At 73.9% G+C, this 16,351-nt stretch carries 16 protein-coding genes; 9 read left to right on the plus strand and 7 right to left on the minus strand.

Annotated elements, in window-relative coordinates; genetic code table 11:
• The 6 genes from ACYP53_RS22045 (at nt 1) to ACYP53_RS22070 (ending at nt 6,391) form a co-directional block, all read left to right on the plus strand.
• Nucleotides 1–885 (plus strand): ABC transporter permease, encoded by an 885-nt coding sequence (locus ACYP53_RS22045; protein ID WP_459648656.1) that lies wholly within the window; start codon nt 1–3, stop codon nt 883–885.
• Nucleotides 882–1,664, plus strand: a complete 783-nt coding sequence (locus tag ACYP53_RS22050) for an ABC transporter ATP-binding protein (RefSeq protein WP_229928967.1) — start codon at nt 882–884, stop codon at nt 1,662–1,664. Before ACYP53_RS22045 ends, ACYP53_RS22050 begins: the two co-directional genes overlap by 4 nt.
• Nucleotides 1,661–2,488: an ABC transporter ATP-binding protein gene (locus tag ACYP53_RS22055; protein ID WP_459648657.1), complete on the plus strand. Its 828-nt coding sequence runs from the start codon at nt 1,661–1,663 to the stop codon at nt 2,486–2,488. The genes ACYP53_RS22050 and ACYP53_RS22055 overlap by 4 nt, the downstream gene beginning before the upstream one ends.
• Nucleotides 2,489–2,537: 49 nt before the next feature.
• The gene (locus tag ACYP53_RS22060) at nt 2,538–4,151 is read left to right on the plus strand and encodes an ABC transporter substrate-binding protein (protein WP_189921630.1); all 1,614 of its coding nucleotides are present in this window, start codon (nt 2,538–2,540) and stop codon (nt 4,149–4,151) included.
• A 50-nt stretch (nt 4,152–4,201) separates the two neighbouring features.
• Nucleotides 4,202–5,227 (plus strand): LLM class F420-dependent oxidoreductase, encoded by a 1,026-nt coding sequence (locus tag ACYP53_RS22065; protein WP_189921632.1) that lies wholly within the window; start codon nt 4,202–4,204, stop codon nt 5,225–5,227.
• Between the two features lie 69 nt (nt 5,228–5,296).
• Nucleotides 5,297–6,391: an LLM class flavin-dependent oxidoreductase gene (locus ACYP53_RS22070; protein ID WP_459648658.1), complete on the plus strand. Its 1,095-nt coding sequence runs from the start codon at nt 5,297–5,299 to the stop codon at nt 6,389–6,391.
• A 186-nt stretch (nt 6,392–6,577) separates the two neighbouring features.
• Here the strand turns inward: ACYP53_RS22070 and ACYP53_RS22075 are convergent, their stop codons facing one another.
• Nucleotides 6,578–7,072, minus strand: coding sequence for a signal peptide protein (locus ACYP53_RS22075; protein ID WP_459648659.1), 495 nt, complete (start codon nt 7,070–7,072; stop codon nt 6,578–6,580).
• Nucleotides 7,073–7,552: 480 nt separating this feature from the next.
• Here ACYP53_RS22075 and ACYP53_RS22080 point away from each other — a divergent pair, with 480 nt between their 5' ends.
• Nucleotides 7,553–7,855 carry a hypothetical protein gene (locus ACYP53_RS22080; RefSeq protein ID WP_459648660.1) on the plus strand — a complete coding sequence of 101 codons (303 nt, stop codon included), beginning with the start codon at nt 7,553–7,555 and terminating at the stop codon, nt 7,853–7,855.
• 100 nt (nt 7,856–7,955) lie between these two features.
• Nucleotides 7,956–8,777 (plus strand): ATP-grasp domain-containing protein, encoded by an 822-nt coding sequence (locus ACYP53_RS22085; protein WP_459648661.1) that lies wholly within the window; start codon nt 7,956–7,958, stop codon nt 8,775–8,777.
• A gap of 195 nt (nt 8,778–8,972) precedes the next feature.
• On the opposite strand, the gene ACYP53_RS22090 is transcribed toward ACYP53_RS22085, so the two are convergent.
• Nucleotides 8,973–9,314, minus strand: a complete 342-nt coding sequence (locus tag ACYP53_RS22090) for an ArsR/SmtB family transcription factor (protein WP_189921638.1) — start codon at nt 9,312–9,314, stop codon at nt 8,973–8,975.
• Nucleotides 9,315–9,365: 51 nt separating this feature from the next.
• On the opposite strand from ACYP53_RS22090, the gene ACYP53_RS22095 reads away from it, so the two are divergent.
• Nucleotides 9,366–9,824 carry a tautomerase family protein gene (locus tag ACYP53_RS22095; protein ID WP_459648662.1) on the plus strand — a complete coding sequence of 153 codons (459 nt, stop codon included), beginning with the start codon at nt 9,366–9,368 and terminating at the stop codon, nt 9,822–9,824.
• A gap of 82 nt (nt 9,825–9,906) precedes the next feature.
• On the opposite strand, the gene ACYP53_RS22100 is transcribed toward ACYP53_RS22095, so the two are convergent.
• From ACYP53_RS22100 to ACYP53_RS22120, 5 genes are all read right to left on the minus strand, one after another.
• Nucleotides 9,907–10,632, minus strand: a complete 726-nt coding sequence (locus ACYP53_RS22100; RefSeq protein ID WP_229928971.1) for a hypothetical protein — start codon at nt 10,630–10,632, stop codon at nt 9,907–9,909.
• A 225-nt stretch (nt 10,633–10,857) separates the two neighbouring features.
• Nucleotides 10,858–13,533, minus strand: coding sequence for an Ig-like domain repeat protein (locus ACYP53_RS22105; RefSeq protein WP_459648663.1), 2,676 nt, complete (start codon nt 13,531–13,533; stop codon nt 10,858–10,860).
• A gap of 312 nt (nt 13,534–13,845) precedes the next feature.
• The gene (gene hypE / locus ACYP53_RS22110; protein ID WP_459648664.1) at nt 13,846–14,922 is read right to left on the minus strand and encodes a hydrogenase expression/formation protein HypE; all 1,077 of its coding nucleotides are present in this window, start codon (nt 14,920–14,922) and stop codon (nt 13,846–13,848) included.
• On the minus strand, nt 14,915–16,039 hold the full coding sequence (hypD, locus tag ACYP53_RS22115; protein ID WP_459648665.1) for a hydrogenase formation protein HypD: 1,125 nt from the start codon (nt 16,037–16,039) through the stop codon (nt 14,915–14,917). The genes hypE and hypD overlap by 8 nt, the downstream gene beginning before the upstream one ends.
• The gene (locus ACYP53_RS22120) at nt 16,036–16,347 is read right to left on the minus strand and encodes a HypC/HybG/HupF family hydrogenase formation chaperone (RefSeq protein WP_189921644.1); all 312 of its coding nucleotides are present in this window, start codon (nt 16,345–16,347) and stop codon (nt 16,036–16,038) included. The genes hypD and ACYP53_RS22120 overlap by 4 nt, the downstream gene beginning before the upstream one ends.
• Nucleotides 16,348–16,351 lie beyond the last annotated feature (4 nt).

A 16,351-nucleotide genomic window follows, 5' to 3' on the forward strand; every position in this document is an offset into this window, starting at 1 on the left:
ATGGCCGCACGCCTCCTCGCCCGACGGAACCTCGGCCTGGTCGTCCCCGGCGCCCTCGCCGTGCTGCTCGTCCTGCTCGCCCTCGCCGCGCCGCTGCTCGCCCCGTACGACCCGGCCGCCGGACGGCTCGCGGACCGGCTGCTCGACCCCGGCAGCCCCGGCCACCCGCTGGGCACCGACGGCCAGGGCCGCGACCTGCTGAGCCGGCTGCTCTGGGCCGGGCGCGCCTCGCTCACCGGCGGGCTGGTGCCGGTCACCGTCGCCACCGTCGCCGGCACGCTGCTCGGCATCGCGGCCGGGCTCGGCGGCCGGTTCACCGAACAGGCCCTGCTGCGCGCGCTGGACGTGCTCTACGCCTTCCCCGGGGTGCTGCTGGCGATCGCGATCGCCTCGCTGCTCACCCCCGGCCTGGGCGCGACCGTGCTGGCGCTGTCGGTGGTGCTCACCCCTGCGGTCGCCCGGGTCGCGTTCACCGAGACCCGGCGGATCCGCACCGCCGAGTACCTGGAGGCCGCCCGGGTCAGCGGCGCGGACTGGGGCGCGCTGGTGCTGCGCCAGGTCGCCCCCGTGGTGGCGCCGGTGGTCCTGGTGTACGCCTCCTCGCTGGTGGGCCTGGCCGTCGTGTACGCCGCCGGGTTGTCCTTCCTCGGGCTCGGGGTGGCCCCGCCGACCGCCGAGTGGGGCGCGATGCTGGACGAGCTGCGGCCCGCGCTGCTCACCCACCCCTGGGTGGCGGTGCTGCCGGCGCTGGTGATCCTCGCCGTCTCGGTCGTGTTCAACACCCTCGGCGAGGCGCTGCGCACCCGGGTCGGCGACGCCGCCGCGCAGCTGCCGCGGCCCGTACCGGCCCGGGCGGCCCGGGCGCCGAAGCAGGTGAGCCGGTGAGCGCGCTGCTGGAGGTCGACGACCTGGGCGTCGAGTACCCGGGCGGTGTCCGGGCCGTGGACGGGGTCTCCCTCGCTTTGCGGGCCGGCGGCGCCCTGGTGCTGCTCGGCGAGTCCGGCAGCGGCAAGACCACCGTCGCCCGGACGGTGCTCGGGCTGCCCGGGCGCGGCGCCACCGTGACCGGCGGCGTCCGGCTCGCCGGGACGGACCTGCGGGCGCTGGACGAGCGCGCGCTCTCGGACGTCCGCGGCCGCCGCGTCGGCTACGTCCCGCAGGACCCGAGCGCCTCGCTCGACCCGCTGCGCCGGATCGGCCCGCAGCTCGCCGAGGTGCTGCGCCGGCACGGCGTCGCCGACGGCCGCCGGGCCGCCCGTGCCGCCGTGCCCGGGCTGCTCGCCACCGCCGGTGTCCCGGATCCGGAGCGGGTCGCCCGGGCGTACCCGCACGAGCTGTCCGGCGGTCTGCGCCAGCGTGCCGCGATCGCCCTGGCGATCTGCTGCGGCCCGGAGCTGCTGATCGCCGACGAGCCGACCACCGCGCTGGACGCCCTGGTGCGCGGCCGGATCCTGGACCTCTTCGCCACCCTGCGCGCCGACTGCGGCATCGCGCTGCTGCTGGTCACCCACGACCTCGCGGTGGCCCGCCGGATCGGCGGCACGGTCGCGGTCATGCGGGCCGGCCGGGTGGTCGAGCGCGGCCCGGCCGAGCGGGTGCTCGGCGAGCCCGAACACGCCTTCACCGCCGCCCTGGTGGCCGCCGAACCGGGAGCCCGCCGATGAGCACCGCCCACGACGCCGCGAACCCGCGTCACGACGCCCCGAGCCCGCTCCACGACGCCGAGCCCCCGCTGCTCACCCTGGAGTCCGTCGGCAAGCGCTACCGCGGCCGCCCCGCCCTGGACGGCGTCAGCCTCGCCGTCGCGCCCGGCGAGACCGTCGGCCTGGTCGGCGAGTCCGGCTCCGGGAAGTCGACCCTGGCCCGCCTCGCCCTCGGGCTGCTCGCCCCCGACACCGGCACCGTCCGCTTCGCCGGGCGGGACCCGTACCGGCTGCGCGGCCGGGCCGACCGCGCGCTGCGGGGCCGGCTGCAGTTCGTCCCGCAGCACCCGCGCGGCTCGCTCAACCCGAGCCTGCGGGCCGGGGAGGCGGTCGCCTTCGCCCTGCGGCTGCACGGCACCCCGCGCGCCGAGCGGGCAGCGGCCGTCGCCGGGCTGTTCGAGCGGGTCGGGCTGGAGCCCGCGCTCGCCGCCCGCTACCCGCGTGAGCTGTCCGGCGGGCAGCTGCAGCGGGTGGCGGTGGCCCGGGCCCTGGCCACCCGGCCGTCCCTGCTGGTCTGCGACGAGCCGACCTCCGCCCTGGACCGCGCGGTACAGGCCAGGCTGCTCGACCTGCTCACCGAACTGCGCGAACGCACCGGCCTGGCCTACCTGTTCATCTCCCACGACCTCGCCGTGGTCCGCCGGCTCGCCGACCGGGTGCTGGTGCTGCGGCACGGCCGGGTCGTCGAGGAGGGCCCCGCCGACCGCCTCTGGGACTCCCCCGAACACCCGTACACCCGGGCACTGCTGGACGCCGCCACCGGCGCCGCCCCGCCCGCGAACTAGCACCTCTCCCGCACCGCACCCCGTACGACCGAACCACAGAGGAATCACCATGACGCGCACCGCCCGTACCCGCTCCAGAGCCGTCGCCCTGCCGGCCGCCGCCGTCCTGCTCGCCGCGGCCGCCGGCTGCGCCGGCTCAGGCGGCACCACGGGGGCGGGCGGCGGCGACGGCCGCGGCGGGACACTGGTGATCGGCGCCACCGGCAAGCTCCCCAACACCGACACCGTGATCGGCGGCGCGGGCTTCGAGGGCAAGCGCCTGGTCTCCTTCCAGCTCTACGAGGGCCTCACCCGTTACGAGTTGCTCCAGGGCACCGACAAGCCGCCGGTCGTCACCGGCGCGCTCGCCACCGACTGGCAGGTCGCCGCCGACCGCAGGACCTGGACCTTCACCCTCCGCAAGGGCGTGAAATTCCAGGACGGCACCCCCTTCGACGCCGACGCGGTGGTCTTCAACCTGGCGCGCTACCTCGACAAGGGCAGCCCCGAGTACACCGACGCCCTCGGCGCCGCCGCCGCCGAGTACGCGGGCGACATCGCCTCCTACCGCACGACCGACGCCGACCACGTCGAACTGGTCACCAAGGAGCCCAACGGGCACTTCCCGGAGGACCTGGCACACGTCCTGATCGCCAGCCCCACCGCCGTCCGGAAGACCGGTTCGGCGAACTTCGCCCAACACCCCGTCGGCACCGGGCCGTTCAGCTTCGTCTCGCAGACCGAGGGCCAGCAGATCGAACTCGCCGCCAACAAGGACTACTGGCGCGGCGCCCCCAAGCTGGACCGGCTGGTGGTCAAGGCGCTGCCGGACGCCGCCGCCCGCACCGCGGCCCTGCGCTCCGGCGGCGTGAACTGGATCGAGTACCCGAACCCGGACGACATCGACAGCCTCAAGGCCGACGGCGTCACCCTCGCCACCAACAGCTACGACCACCTCTGGTACTGGATCCTGGACACCTCCAAGGCCCCCTGGAACGATCCGCGGGTGCGCAGGGCCGCCAACTACGCGATCGACCGCAAGGCCATCGCCGACAAGCTGCTGCACGGCACCGCGGACCCCGCCTTCCAGGCCGCGCCGCGCGCCACCGCCGCCTACGACCCCGCCGGGGACGTCTACTCCTACGACCCGGCCAAGGCACGGCAGTTGCTCGCCGAGGCCGGCGTCCCGAACGGCTTCGCCACCTCCGTCACGGTGCCCACCGGCGGCAGCGGCAACCTGCTGCCGGTGCCGATCGCCGAGGCCCTCCAGCGGGACCTCGCCGCCGTCGGCATCAAGGTCGAACTGCGCACCACCGACTGGACCACCCTGATCGGCGCCGAGGCCAAGGGCCAGGTGGCGCTCGGCTCCGACGCCGTCGCCCAGTCCACCACGCTGTTCCAGTCCGAGGCGCTGCTGCCGCTGTTCATCGGCTCCAAGAGCCCGTTCTGGACCGGCCACTACGCGAACCCGCAGGTCGACGAGTTGCTCGCCGGCTCGGCCGCCGACGCCGACCAGGCCGCCCGGCAGGCCGGCTACCGCAAGGCCCTCACGCTCGTCACCCAGGACGCGCCCTGGCTGTTCGTCGTCAACGACCGCAACCCGCGCGCCCTTTCGCCGAAGGTGCACGGGCTGGTCCAGCCGCAGTCCTGGTTCCTCGACCTGACCACCGTCCGGGTCCGCTGAACAGCGCCCACCGCCCCCGCCCCGAGCCCTCCAGAACGGACACCCGCCCGATGACCACCCCGCACCCCCCGCACCACCCCGCCGAGACCGAGCCGCCCAAGTGGGGCATCACCCTGCCCCTGCCCGGGCTGACCATCGACCGGCACCGCTTCCTGGTCGAGCGCCTGCCCGACCTCGGCTACACCGACGTCTGGAGCGCCGAGGGCGGCGGCACCGACGCCTTCACCCCGCTGGCCGCCACCGCCGCCTGGTCCCCGTCACTGCGGATCGGCACCGGCATCGTCCCGGTGCACACCCGCGGCCCCGCAGTGCTCGCCCAGACCGCCGCCACCCTCGCCCAACTCGCCCCCGGCCGCCTCCTGCTGGGCATCGGCGCCTCCGTCCCCGCGCACGTCACCGACATCAACGGCATCCCCTTCGACGAGCCGTTCAAGCGGACCCGGGACGTGCTGCGCTTCGTCACCCGGGCGCTGCGCGGCGAGTACGTCACGGGCGGGTTCGACACCTTCGACATCACCGGCTACCGGCTGCCGCACCCGCCGGCCGACCCGGTCAAGGTGATCCTGGGCGCGCTGCGCCCCAACATGCTCCGGCTCGGCTTCACCGAGGGGGACGGCGCCATCACCAACCTGCTGTTCCCGCACGACGTGCCGAAGATCCTGGAGACCGTCGGCCCGCAGCCGCCCGGCAAGGAGCTGGTGGTCAAGGTCTTCGTCTGCCCCACCGAGGACACCGACTACGCCCACCGCGCCACCCGGCCCTTCCTGGCCTGGATCCTCAACCGCGAGCCGTACCGGAAGTTCCACGAGTGGCTGGGCCACGGCGAGTTGCTCGCCGAGACGCACCGGCTGTGGGCCGAGGGGGATCCGGAGGGCGCCCAGAAGGCCCTGCCGGACGAGGTCGTCGACGGGCTGTTCGTCAGCGGCTCCCCCGAGGAGTGCCGGGAGCGCATCCTCGCCTACCACCGCCCCGGCGTCACCACCGTCCAGCTGTACGTGTCGCTGCCGCCCGAGGTGTTCGTCAGCCGGGCCAAGCTGCTCGACACCCTGGCCCGGCTCGGCCCGGCCGCCCGCTGACCGCGCCCTCCGAGATCCTCCAAGTTCCTCCGACACCCTCCGCCACCCTGCGACACCCGAGGAGATGCCGTGCCCCTGGAGATCCGCGGCGGTGTCCGCGCCGCCCCCGTGCCCGGCGACACCCCGCAGGAGCGCCAGGCCCTGCGCTGGGCCCCCGACGCCCGCGACCGCACCGCCGACCCCGCGTACGTCGCCCGCACCGCCCGCGAGAACGAGGAGGACGGGCTGGACAGCGCCCTGGTGGTGCAGTCCAGTTCCTGGCCCGACCCCTGGCTGGTGGCCTCCTGGGCGCTGGCCGCCACCAGCCGGCTGCGGATCGCCGTGGCCCACCGGGTCGGCACCACCGCGCCGACCGTCGCCGCCCGCTCGCTCGCGACCCTGGACCGCCTCTCCGGCGGACGGGCGGCAGCCCACGTGATCATCGGCTCCAGCGACCGCGACACCGCCCGCGACGGCGACCACCTCGACAAGGCGGAGCGCTACCGCCGGGCCGAGGAGTACCTCGACCTGTTCACCCGCTACCTGACCGCCGACCAGGACATCGACCACAAGGGCGAGTTCTACACCGTGGCCGCCGCCCGCCCCGGCCTGCACCCCAGACCGGGCGGCGAGCTGCTCTCCTTCGGCGGCTCGTCCCCGCAGGGCCTCGACCTCGCGGCCCGCTACGCCGAGGTGTACGCCGTCAGCCCGCTGCCGCTGCCCGACACCCGTCGGCGGATCGCCCAGGCCCGGGCCGCGGCCGCCGCCCACGGCCGCACCCTGCGGATCTGGCGGCACCTCACCGTCGTCCTCGCCGACTCCGACGAGGACGCCCGCGAGCGGGTCCGCCGGCTGCGCCGGGAGGCCCTGCGGCTCACCGCCGGCGGTGCGGGGGGCCGCTGGCGGGAGGCCGTCCAGCTCGACCGGGACCGCGAGCGCGGCAGCTCCGACCCGGCCCAGGGCGAGGAACAGGTGGCCGCCTACGTCCGCCGCTCCCTCACCGCCGCCTACGCGGGCTCCCCCGCCACCGTCGCCGCCCGCATCGGGCTGCTCCGCTCGGCGGGCGTCGACATCGTCCAGCTCGACCTCCCGGTGGAGACCGACCACGACCGCGAACTCCGCCGCACCCTCATCCGCCACCTCCGCACCGGCCACGGCACCCCGGCCGACCGCCGCAACTGGTGACCACACCCCCGCCCGAGGCCCACGGTCAGCCGTAAAGCGCCACCCGGGGCTGGACGGTTCCCGCAGCGGCCTTCACCGACCACGACCGCGAACTCCGCCGCACCCTCATCCGCCACCTCCGCACCGGCCACGGCACCCCAGCCGACCGCCGCAACTGGTGACCACACCCCCGCCCGAGGCCCACGGTCAGCCGTAGAGCGCCACCCGGGGCTGCACGGTTCCGGCGGCGGCCTTCACCACGGTGAGCCGGTAGTACTGGGTGAGCGTGTGGTGGCTGTGGAGGACCAGCTTCGCCTGGCCGAGGTCGGTGTAGAGGGTGCCGGTCTGGCTGCCGAGCGGCACCGTCTTCCAGTGGCCGCCGGTCAGGATCTCCAGCTTGACGTCCGCCGGGGCGAGGAAGGGCCCCCGGTCCGGCGAGACGAGGAGGACCTGCGGGGCGATGGTCTGGTCCGCCGCCGTGGGGTTGCGGTAGGTGACGACGATCCGGTGCGCCGCGTGGTCGGACGGCAGCGGGGTGGCGGGCAGGTCGACGAAGGAGACCGGCGCGGCAGCGGCCGCCCCGGCCTGCGGGGCCGCGGCCACGGTGGCCGCCGCGGGCGAGGGCGCCGTGAGCACGGCGGCCGGCAGGGCGGCGAGGGCGGTCAGGGCCAGGGCCCGGCCGAGGATCTTCCTGGTCGGCATGGCGCCTCCTTGGGTGGTCTTCGGCTCCCCGGGCAGTCCGCCGGTGGCCGCGCCGTACCCGTCCACCCTGCACTCCGACGCAGCAGCGCGCATCCGCTCCGCGCTCCCGGCGGGCCCGGCCCGGGGGGGGAGGCGGGGGCGTCCGCCGGCCAGGGGTGGCGGGATTCCGCGCCGCGCCTCGCGGCCCTGCCGGTGTGGACCTTCCACGGCGAGGACGACGAGGTCATCCCGGTCGGGCACACCGAGCGCCTGGTCGAGGCGCTGCGCGAACTGGGCGGCTCGGTGCGCTTCACCCGCTCCCCCGGGGGTCGGCCACGACTCCTGGACGCGTACGTACGACGACCCCGAGGTCTAGGCGTGGCTACTCGCCCAGTCCCGCCGCGCCGGCTGAGACCCCGGCCTCGGTGGCAGGGCGTGACCGCCGGGGCGACCCTGGAGGGAGCAGCCGGCTGCGCGCCCCGAACCGAGGAGGTCGGCACCGTGAGGTTCATCCAGATCATCGAGTACCGGACGAGTCGCATCGACGAGTTCAACGCCCTGCTCGACAGCTGGGTCGAGAAGAACGCCGGGAACCGGCTGGCGAGCCGGGCCCTGCAGACCCGTGACCGCGACGGCGACAACGTGTACCTGAACATCGTGGAGTTCCCCTCGTACGAGGTGGCGATGGCGAACTCCGACCGCCCGGAGACCGCGGAGTTCGCCGCCCAGGTCGCGGCGCTGTGCGACGGGCCGCCGGTGTTCCGCAACCTGGACCTGCTGGACGAACGGACCTTCCAGGACTGAGCCTTCGGCTGATCGCGACGCGGCCCCGGGTCCCCGGCCCCGGGGCCGCGCCGCACCCGGTCGGTAGCATCGCTCCCCACGACCCACCGAGGGAGCTCCCGTGCCCGACCGCCGCAGTCTGCTGTACGTGACCGACCTGGCCTACCCGGCCCGCGGGCGCCGGTACGGCGACGAGGACGTCTTCCTCACCTCCCGGCTGCGGGAGTGGTTCGACCTGGCCCTGTGCCACCCGCTCGACGCCGCCGCCCTGATGGCCCGCTTCGACGGGGTCGTGGTGCGCAACAGCGGGCCGGTGCTGCACTACCGTGAGGAGTACGCGCGCTTCCGCGACCGGACCCTGGCCGAGGGCGTCCGGGTCTACAACCCGCTGACCGGGCGCGGTGACATGGCCGGCAAGCGGTACCTGCTGGATCTGACCGCGGCCGGCCACCCGGTCATCCCGACCGTCGACCGGCCGCAGGACCTCCACCTGCTGCCCGCCGCCGACCGGTTCGCGGTCAAGCCCGAGGAGGGCGCCGACAGCATTGGCCTGCGCTTCCTCACCCGTGCGGAGCTGGCCGGCCTGGAGTGGGGCGGGGTGCTGGTCCAGCCGCGGATCGACTTCCGGTACGAGGTCTCGTTCTACTTCGTGGACGACGCCTTCCAGTACGCCCTGCACGCCCCCGATCCGGCCGCGCGCTGGGTGCTGGAGCCGTACGAGCCGAGCGGGGACGACCTCGCGTTCGCCCGGCGGTTCATCGCCTGGAACACGCTCGACCACGGGATCCAGCGGGTGGACGCCTGCCGGGCGCCGGACGGGCGCCTGCTCCTGGTCGAGCTGGAGGACCTCAATCCCTACCTGTCCCTCGACCTGGTCCCCGAGGAGACCCGGGAGGGCTTCGTCCGGGCCATGGCGGACTCCCTGCACCACTTCCTCGCCTGAACGCCTGGCACCCGGTGCTGCTCCGCGGAAGTTCGCCGCCATCTCCGCGTCCCAAGTCGCCCGCATCCTCGCCGACTTGGACCTCAAGTCGCGCCGGGCACCGGGCTGGCTCACCCGCCGTGACACGCCCGGCTTCTGGCGGCGGGCCGCCGCGATCTGCGGTCACCTGATCAGCCCCGACACCCCAACGTGAACCTACGCGGAACCGCACTGGTCCGTTGCGGGCTCGGCCAGGATCAGATCGAGGAGACCGGGGAACCGCCGGTCGAATTCAGGGCGGCGGAGCCGGTTGAGCCGGCGTGGTCCCTCGTCGCGCTGCTCGATGAGGCCGGCGGCACGCAGCACGGCGAAGTGGTGGCTGCGCGTCGCTTTGGTCACCGGAAGGTCGAACGTGCCGCAGGCGCGGGTCCAGTCAGGGGCGCCGGCCAACTCCCTGAGAATGGCGCGTCGCACGGGGTCGCCGACCGCGTCGAGCGCGTCCTGGAGCGACACCTCGGTCGGATGGGCGTGGGTGAGGCTGCGGGTGCGCGCGGACATGGATCGATCCTCTGCAGAGTGTTCGACGAGCACCGTACACTGATATGGTCGATGTTCATCGAACACTGTAGCCGGGCCTTCCGGAAAGCGAGCGTTCTCATGCCTCTGGTCCGCATCGACCTGTCCGCTACCCGGCCACCCGCCATCCGACGCGCCATCGCCGACGGCGTGCATCAGGCCCTCGTCGACGCCATCGGCATCCCGGCCGGTGACCGCTTCCAGATCGTCACCCCGCACGATCCCGAAGAGCTGATCTTCGACCCGACCTACCTCGACGTGGCCCGCCAAGACATCGTCTGCGTCCAGATCACCCTGGTGGCGGGTCGGCCTCGGGAGCTCAAGCTCGGCCTGTACCGGCGGATCACAGCCAACCTGACCGACGTCGGCGTGCGGCCCGAGGACGTGTTCGTCACGCTCATCGAGAACGCCCTCGACAACTGGTCGGTGGGCAACGGCAGGGCGCAACTGGTCGACCTGGGCACCGTGGCGGGAGCGCGCGTCGAGCCGTGATTCGTCGCATCACACCTGTCGTGCGCGCCGTGGCCGCAGGGCGGACTCTCAACACCCCCACACGAACTTCTGCGGAGCAGCACTAGTGCGGCACGCCCCCGACGAAGTCCTTCAGGGCGTCCATCCGGGTCCGCCGGCCGGGCGGGTAGCGGCGCAGCGCGCGCTCGGCCCGGCGGGAGTCCGGCGGGTAGCGCCAGCGGGCCCACGGCGAGTCGGGTTTGGCCAGGCGCAGGCAGGCGATCAACGCGACCAGGGGCACCAGCAGGCCGATCACCCCGGTCGCCGTCTTGCCCTTGAGGATCGCCCCGACGGCGAACACCACGTCGACCAGCAGCAGTACGGCGAAGGCCAGGTGGGCCGCGGGCCCCTGGCCGGTGTCGGAGAACGGGTTGAACCCGGCGACCAGCAGCAGGCCGACCGCCACCGCCAGGAAGGCCGCGTCGACGGACTTGCGGCCCTCCTGGGACCAGTAGACGTCCTCCAGGTGCAGCCAGAGCGCGTACTCGTCCAGGGTGAGCGCGGCGCCGGCGCCGAACAGCGCGGCCAGGATCTGCACGCCGGGGGTGTCCGGCCGGTAGGCGAACTCCATCGCCCCGGCCACCAACATCGCGAGGATGCCGTACACCTGGTGGTGCACATGGGTGCCGCCGACCTCGACGTTGCGGAAGGGTCCGCGGCCGGCCCGGATCAGCCGGGTGATCACCCGGGTGCCCACGAAGGTGACCACGAAGGCGCCGACCATCCACAGGCCGATGCCCTGGTTGGGTACGGTCACCACCACGTCGACCTCGGTGTCCGCGGTGCCCACGGCCGCTCCCCGGTCAGCCGCCGTGCGCCGGGGCGCCGCACGCCCCGTACAGCCCGCTACCCTCCGGCATCACGCACCTCCGCACCTGCCGCGCCGGTCCGCCCCGGGGCGCCCGACGGGCCCGGGGGGGGCTCCTCCGCCCAGCGTATCCGGATCACGCGGAAGGGGCCCGCACGGGCGGGCCCCTTCACGATCGATGGGGGTGACAGCGGGACTACCAGGGGACTACAGGTTCGAACACTGCCCGAGCCGCTGCCCGCTCACCGTGTTCGGGTGCCCGTCGTTGGTGGGCGCCGGGTTGTTGCCGGAGCAGAGGAGGGCGCCGCCGATGGTGTTGCCCTCGATCTCGGTCCGGGTGTCCTCGGGGAACGGTCCGGTGCCGGTGGTGCCTTGGACCTGCACGGAACCGCCGACCTGGTTGGCGACGACCTCCAGGCCGCCGTGGTTGTCGCCCAGCAGCAGTGAGCCGCCGATCCGGTTGCCGGCGCAGCCGTCGTCACCCGGGTCGCCGACCAGCACGAAGCCGGAGGCGTCGTGGACGTTGGTCGTGCCCGTCACGGTGCTCCCGCACATCCCGAACAGGGTGCCCCCGGAGAAGAGGACGGCGCCGTGCACGGTGGAGCCGCTGATGTACAGCGCACCGTCCTTGGCGTCGTGCACGGCCCCGTGGACGGTGGCGCCGACGATGCAGGTGCTGTCGCCGCTGGTGAACAGCTCGCCGACGTCACCGGTGATGGTCCTGGTGCAGCTGACGGTCTCGGTGACCGACTCCAGGTCGGGGGTCAGGTAGTTGTCGTCGCCGCTGTACTGGGCGGTGACGGTGTGGCTCCCCGGCAGCAGGTTCGCGAAACTCACCTGGGTCTGGGCACAGTGGGTGCCGCCGCCGGGGGCCAGCGTGCCGGTGCCGAGCAGGGTCGGGCCGTCCCGGAAGGTGACCGTGCCGCTGGGCGGCAGGCTCGGATCGGTGCTGGGGAACGCCGGGCACACCGTGTCGGTGAAGGTCACCGGGTGGCCGAAGGGCGCGGGGTTCGCCGAGGGGGTGAGGGTCGTGGTGACCGGTGCCTTCTCGACGTTCTGGACGAGGGTCATCGCCGTGTCGCCCGTGAAGTTCGGGTCGCCGCTGTAGGTGGCGTCGACGTTGTGCGGGCCGGGGCTGAGGGAGGCGATGTCGGCGGAGGTCGCCGTGCCGGTCGTGGTGTCGACGGGGACCGGGCTGCCGAGCTGGGTGCCGTCGACCGTGAAGGTGACGGTGCCGCCGTCGGGGGTGGGGGCGACCTTCGCGGTGAAGTGCACCGGCTGGCCGTACAGCGAGGGGTTGGCCGGGGAGGACAGGGTCGACTCGGTGAACTGCGGGACGCTGAAGAAGATCGTGTCGGTGGGCTGCGCGGTGGTCTGGCCCAGGCCGTTGAGGTTGCCGATGAAGGCGCCGTAGAAGGTGTTGCCGACGGCCTTGAGCTGCTGGTAGTCGCCGAACAGCCGCTCGTTGGGGTTGCTCGCGGTGCCGACCTTGGTGGTGTACGACTGCAGCACGGTGTCGGTGAAGGTGGCGCCGTGGTCGGTGCTGCGGGCGAGGTGGGCCGTGAACTCGGGGAAGCCGCTCGCGTTGGTCCCGTCGTTGGTCAGGTAGAGGACCCCGACCGTCCCGTCGTTGAGGACGGCCACCGACGGCAGGGCCGCGTTGGTGGAGGCGGAGACGTTGACGGCGCCGCCCACGTTCATGCCGCCCGTGCCGTTGTCGGTGAGCCGGCGGATCCTGATCTGGTTGTTGCCGGAGACGTCGGCGCCGTAGGCCACGTACACGTCGCCGTTGGTCGGGTCGACGGCGACGTGGTCGACGCCGCCCTGGAGGGAGTTGACGCCGCCGAACTTGTAACCGGCGTTGCCCTGGCGGGTGTTGTCCGTGGTGACGGCGATGCCGTTGGCGTTGCCACCCAGGGTCCAGTTCTGCCCGGCGTTGGTGGTGCGGTTGAGCATCAGGGTGACGTTCTCGGGCTGGGTGGTGCCGCCGCCCTGCTGGTAGAGCGCGTACATGGCGCCGTTGCGGTGGTCGGCCGCCAGTCGGAGCCCGCCGTTGATGACGCCGCCGCTGAGCGTTCCGGTGCCGGCCGCGTTGTCCCGGGTGATGTCGACCGGGCTGGCGTTGTTCAGGGAGACGGCCACGTGGTCGTGCGGGACGGCGGCGCGGAAGTCCTGGTAGCCGACGTAGACGTTGTCCTGGCTCGGCGTGGTGGTGTCCTGGTTGACGATCAGCCAGGGCTGGTCGGCGTTGGTGCCGGCGGCGCTGGTGATCTGGGTGGTGGTGGGTGTCGGGTTGTTCCAGCTCCAGGACGCCAGCTTGGTGGGGTCGGTGGTCGAGCCGGTGACGATCTGGTTCCCGCCGGTGAGGAAGGTGGCGTAGAGGGTGCCGTTGCGGCCGTAGTCGATCGTCTGGTCGTTCGGTCCGCCCGCGGTGCTCGCCACTCCCGGGGGCGGTGGGATGACCACCTCGTCGTTCCAGCTGATCCCGCCGTCCGCGGAGTAGACCAGGTCCGAGGTGCCGTTCCACGGGAAGGTGAACCGGGTGATCGCGATCTGCTTGGGGTCGCTCGGGTTCACCGCGACCGAGGCTTCCCCGAAGGTGGTGGCGCCGACCGCCGCGTCCACGTCGATGACGTACACGCCGGGCGCCCTGACGGCCGGCCGGATCTTCCTGGGGCCGGTCGGGACGGTGCGCGGCGAACGGTCCGGCGGCTGGTCGCTGCCGCCCTGGACCACGGGCGTCGACGGGCTCTCGGCCGCCCACGCGTGCGCCGGCGCCAGAACCGGGCCGACGGCGAGGGAGAGCGCCAGGGCCGCACCGAACGGCCGTCCGAGTGCCCCTCTGAACAGGACCGGTCGTGGTCGGGGTCTTGCGGGTTCCACCGATGGCTCCTTCCGGACGAACACAGGTGGTCACAGTGTCCGGAGACGGGGCCGGGAGGGCGGCGGGGCGCGTGCGCCGTACACTCGTTCGCCCGCCGATTCACCCCCTTCGGAGGAGCGCCGACCGGCGCCGGCCTGCCGGAATCCAGGTGATCCGGGGCCGCGGCCGGCCGTACGCCGACCCCTCGGTGACGACGTACCTCGGCCCCGGCGACCGGCGCCTGACCGTGCCCGCCCGTGACACGCGCCCGCCGCCCCGGGATCCGGTCCCGGGGCGGCGGGTACTCACGCGGCGTCAGCAGAACCGCGGTGTCAGCAGATCCGCGGCAGCTGCTCGCCCATCGGCAGGTCCACCACCCGGGTGCCGCCGAAGCCGGTCCGGGCGACGACCATGCCGGGGTGGTCCTCGACGCACTCGCCGATCACCACCGCCTCCGCACCCAGCGGGTGGGCGCGCATGGCGGCGAGGACCGCCTCCGCCTCCCGGCGCGGGACGAAGGCGACGAGCTTGCCCTCGTTGGCGACGTACAGCGGGTCCAGGCCCAGCAGGGCGCAGGCGTTGGCCACCGCCTCCGGGACGGGGACGGCCCGCTCGGTCAGCCTGACGCCGACCCCGGCGGCGGTCGCGATCTCGTTGAGCGCCGCCGCCAGCCCGCCCCGGGTGGGGTCGCGCAGCACGTGCAGGTCGGGGGTGACGGCGAGCATGGCGTCGACCAGGCCGCCGAGCGCCGCGCAGTCGCTGCGCACCTCGACCCCGAACTCCAGGCCCTCCCGGACGCTCATGATGGCGACCCCGTGCAGCCCGATCGGCCCGCTGAGGATCACCACGTCGCCGGGGGCGGCCCGCTGCGGCCTGATGTCGACGCCGGGGGCGACCAGCCCGATGCCGGCGGTGTTCAGGTAGATCCCGTCCCCGCGCCCGGCCTCGACCACCTTGGTGTCCCCGGTGGCGACCTCCACCCCGGCGGCGCGGGCGGCGGCTCCGAGCGCCCTGGCCACCCGGTCGACCACGGCCGTCTCCACCCCCTCCTCCAGGATGAACCCGCAGGACAGGTACGCGGCCCGGGCCCCGCTCATCGCGAGGTCGTTGACCGTGCCGTTGACGGCGAGGTCGCCGATGCTGCCGCCCGGGAAGAACAGCGGCCGCACCACGTAGGAGTCGGTGGAGAAGGCGAGCCGGGCCCCGCCGAGCTCCAGGACGGCGGAGTCGGCGAGCCCGGCGAGGAGCGGTCCGCCGAAGGCCGGCGCGAAGACGTGCTCGACCAGTTCGGCGGAGAGCGCCCCGCCACCGCCGTGCCCCATCACCACCCGGGGGTGGTCGCGCAGCGGCAGCGGGCAGCTCCAGCCGGAGAGGTCCGGTGCGGGGGTGAGGGTCTCGGTGTCAGCCAACGGGGCTCGCCTCCTGGGCGGCGGCCGGCGTGCCCAGCCGCCGGTAGAGGTAGTACGCGGCGCAGGCCCCCTCGCTGGAGACCATGGTGGCGCCGAGCGGGGTTCGCGGGGTGCAGACGGTGCCGAAGGCCTCGCACTGGTGCGGCTTCAGCAGGCCTTGCAGCACCTCGCCGCTGCGGCAGGCGGCGGGCTCGCGGGTGGCGATCCCGGTGACGTCGAAGCGGTGCTCGGCGTCGTGGTCCCGGTAGCGCGAGGAGAGCCGCCAGCCGCTCCGCGGGATGACGCCGATGCCCCGCCAGGCGCGGTCGGCGACCTCGAAGACGTCCTCCAGCATGGCACGCGCCGCCGGGTTGCCCTCCGGCCGGACGGCTCGCTCGTAGGCGTTCTCGACGGTGTGCTCCCCGCGCTCCAACTGCCGTACGGTGAGCCGGATCCCCTCCAGGATGTCGAGCGGTTCGAAGCCGGTGACGACGATCGGCACCCGGTGGCGCTCGGCGAGCTCGGGGTACTCCTCGGTGCCCATCACGCTGCACACGTGCCCGGCGGCGAGGAAGCCCTGGACCCGGCAGTCCGGCGAGGCCATGATCGCGTCGATCGCCGGGGGCACCCGGACGTGCGAGACCAGCATGCTGAAGTTCCGCAGGCCCTGCTCGCGGGCGAGGTGGACGGCCATCGCGTTCGGCGGCGCGGTGGTCTCGAAGCCGATGCCGAAGAAGACGACCTCCCGGTCCGGGTTCTCCCGGGCGATCCTCAGCGCGTCCAGCGGCGAGTAGACCACCCGGACGTCGCCGCCCTCGCTCCGGACCCGGAACAGGTCGCGGTCGGTGCCTGGCACCCGCAGCATGTCGCCGAAGGAGCAGAAGACCACCCCGGGCCGGGCGGCGATGGCCAGCGCCCGGTCGATCACCTCCAGCGGGGTGACGCACACCGGACACCCCGGGCCGTGGATCAACTCGACCTCCTCGGGCAGGAGTTGGTCGATGGCGTGGCGGATGATGCTGTGCGTCTGGCCGCCGCACACCTCCATCAGCGCCCACGGCCGGGTGACCGTCGCCCTGATGTCCGCGAGCAGGCCCGCCGCCAGCTCCGGGTTCCGGAACTCCTCCAGGTACTTCACCGTCCGGCCTCCTCGGCTGCCGTCGCCTCTTCCGCTCCGACCCACTGCCCCGCCGCTTCCCACGGGTCGCCGAACTCCTCCTGGAGCAGGCCGAGTTCCTCGAACAGCGCGAGGGTCCGGCGGGCCGACTCCTCGTCCAGCCGCTGCAACGCGAAGCCCACGTGGACGATCGCGTAGTCACCCACCGCCAGGTCGGGCAGGTACTCCAGGCACACGTCCTTGACCACCCCGCCGAAGTCCATCACCGCCATCCGGGTCCCGTCGCGCTCCCCGATCTCCGTCACCCTTCCGGGCACCGCCAGGCACATCCGC

It is taken from the genome of Kitasatospora sp. Ki12 (assembly GCF_054601375.1).

Bases quoted from the DNA above. Each gene is read 5' to 3' on its own strand.
- ACYP53_RS22045 (WP_459648656.1), top strand. From the start codon at position 1: ATGGCCGCACGCCTCCTCGCCCGACGGAACCTCGGCCTGGTCGTCCCC.
- ACYP53_RS22060 (WP_189921630.1), top strand. From the start codon at position 2,538: ATGACGCGCACCGCCCGTACCCGCTCCAGAGCCGTCGCCCTGCCGGCC.
- ACYP53_RS22055 (WP_459648657.1), top strand. From the start codon at position 1,661: ATGAGCACCGCCCACGACGCCGCGAACCCGCGTCACGACGCCCCGAGC.
- ACYP53_RS22120 (WP_189921644.1), bottom strand. From the start codon at position 16,347: ATGTGCCTGGCGGTGCCCGGAAGGGTGACGGAGATCGGGGAGCGCGAC.
- ACYP53_RS22065 (WP_189921632.1), top strand. From the start codon at position 4,202: ATGACCACCCCGCACCCCCCGCACCACCCCGCCGAGACCGAGCCGCCC.
- ACYP53_RS22095 (WP_459648662.1), top strand. From the start codon at position 9,366: ATGTTCATCGAACACTGTAGCCGGGCCTTCCGGAAAGCGAGCGTTCTC.
- ACYP53_RS22090 (WP_189921638.1), bottom strand. From the start codon at position 9,314: ATGTCCGCGCGCACCCGCAGCCTCACCCACGCCCATCCGACCGAGGTG.
- ACYP53_RS22075 (WP_459648659.1), bottom strand. From the start codon at position 7,072: ATGCCGACCAGGAAGATCCTCGGCCGGGCCCTGGCCCTGACCGCCCTC.